Source organism: Muricoccus vinaceus (assembly GCF_042433125.1).
Taxonomy (GTDB): Bacteria; Pseudomonadota; Alphaproteobacteria; order Acetobacterales; family Acetobacteraceae; genus Roseomonas; species Roseomonas vinacea.
On sequence record NZ_JBHLVZ010000017.1, the window covers coordinates 1 to 1,921 of the forward strand.

At 64.6% G+C, this 1,921-nt stretch carries 3 protein-coding genes; 1 reads left to right on the plus strand and 2 read right to left on the minus strand.

Annotation, left to right across the window (positions count from 1 at the left end):
- Positions 1 to 157 precede the first annotated feature (157 nt).
- Positions 158 to 511, minus strand: a complete 354-nt coding sequence (locus ACFFIC_RS09840) for a helix-turn-helix domain-containing protein (RefSeq protein WP_377049995.1) — start codon at positions 509 to 511, stop codon at positions 158 to 160.
- Positions 512 to 723: 212 nt separating this feature from the next.
- Here ACFFIC_RS09840 and ACFFIC_RS09845 point away from each other — a divergent pair, with 212 nt between their 5' ends.
- Positions 724 to 1,716: an IS481 family transposase gene (locus ACFFIC_RS09845; protein WP_377049993.1), complete on the plus strand. Its 993-nt coding sequence runs from the start codon at positions 724 to 726 to the stop codon at positions 1,714 to 1,716.
- Here ACFFIC_RS09845 and ACFFIC_RS09850 read toward each other — a convergent pair.
- A partial coding sequence (locus ACFFIC_RS09850; RefSeq protein ID WP_377049994.1) for a hypothetical protein occupies positions 1,713 to 1,921 on the minus strand: 209 nt, incomplete at its 5' end. The two genes, ACFFIC_RS09845 and ACFFIC_RS09850, sit on opposite strands and share 4 nt — an antisense overlap.

Here is a 1,921-nt window from a genome sequence, read left to right on the forward strand (position 1 = left end):
CGCTCGCCCCGTGGTCCCCAGCCGTAGCGGCGGATCATGTTCGTGGCCGCGCCGGTCTCATCGGGAAAAACGAAGCGCTCGGGGTCCATGTAGCGCTGCCAGACCCGCCAGTGGTGTCGATGGGCCGCGACGTCGGGCCGGTCCTGCTCAGCGGCCCTCAGCTGCTTTTTTTGTGTGACTGGTCGAGCCGCTTCAGCATGGTCCAGATCGTCATCAGCGAGACCGGCGCAACGCCGCGCTCGATCAGGGCTGCCCGGATCTCGGCCAAGGTGATCCCCTTCCGGCTGGCCGTCAGCTCCCGCAGGAACTCTTCCTGCCCGGCCAGCAACGGCTTGCGGTAGCCGCCGATCTTGGCCGGGGCCGTGCTGCCGGTCTGGCGTACTCGCCGCACCAGCTTGATCGCCGCCGACGCGCTGACCGCGAAGCGGGCTGCCGCCTCGCGTGCCGAGGCGCCCTCCTCCACAGCCCGAACCAGGCGCTTGCGCAGGTCCTGTGACAGAGGTGCCGTCATCACCAGCCTCGCTGCTTCATCAACAGCGTCGAATCAGAACCCGCGAGTCCATGCAAGCCTGAAGTGCTCTAGTCTCCAGGATGCAATCCTAGGCTACTCTCCTAACACCGCGTCGTGGACTAACCATCGCGCTCACGTCACTGGCTGCGACCTAGATGTTTGATCCCAGGGTTTGATGGTGCAGTCTTCTCCCCTGAGTGGAAGGACGCACTATGGGCCAGCTTCTCCACGGCAGCTCCACAACGACTGAGGCAGTCCGTCGAGCGATACAGCATAGTCAAGAAAGCCTGAGGGGGCTGGCCCGGCGCTACGGGATCAACCCCAAGACGGTGGCCAAGTGGAGGAAGAGAACCTCAGTCTCCGACCTTCGCACCGGCCCTCAGGAGCCCAGGTCAACGGTCCTGTCGCCCGAGCACGAGGCCGTGGCCGTTGCCTTCCGCCGCCACACGCTGCTGCCGCTGGACGACTGCCTCTACGCCCTCCAGCCCACGCTTCCGCACCTGACCCGCTCGAGCCTTCACCGCTGCCTGCAGCGTCATGGCATCAGCCGACTGCCGGACACCGAGGACGACAAGCCGCAGCGCTCCAGGTTCAAGCGCTACCCCATCGGCTACTTCCACATCGACATTGCCGAGGTCCGGACGGAGGAGGGTAGGCTCTACCTCTTCGTCGCCATCGACAGGACCTCGAAGTTCGCCTTCGCGGAGCTGCACGAGAAGGCCACCCGGCGGATCGCCAGCAACTTCCTGCGCGCCCTCACCGCGGCGGTTCCCTACAGGATCCACACCGTACTGACCGACAACGGCACACACTTCACCGAACCTGGCGGTGATGGGTGGACGCCCGAGGACATCCGGCAAATGCTGGCCCAGAACAAGCCGTTCCTCTGCCATGCATTCGAGTTCGCCTGCGCCGAACTCAACATCGAGCACAGGCTGACCAAGCCGCGACACCCGTGGACGAATGGTCAGGTCGAGCGCATGAACCGCACCATCAAGGACGCCACGGTCAGGCGCTTCCACTACGAGAGCCACAACCAGCTCCGCCAGCACCTCGCCGACTTCATCGCGGCCTACAACTTCGCCCGCCGCCTGAAGACCCTACGCGGCCTCACGCCCTACGAAGCCATCTGCAAAGCCTGGACGGAGGAGCCGTCCAGGTTCATCCATGACCCGCACCACCAAATCCCGGGACCAAACAACTAGGACACGCTCTGACCTAACACCAGAGAGGCGGACAGCACGTCCATGATGTTGGGTCTCCTCAGCTGATGCCGGTAGCTCTGATCCACTATCACCGCATCGGGTAACGCGCCCTGCCCTTTGAAGGGCAATGACAACGTCTGACCGCCGCTACCGGGTTGCCCGGGCTTGCCGGACGAAGTCGGCCAGTTCGCGGTTGTAGCGCGCC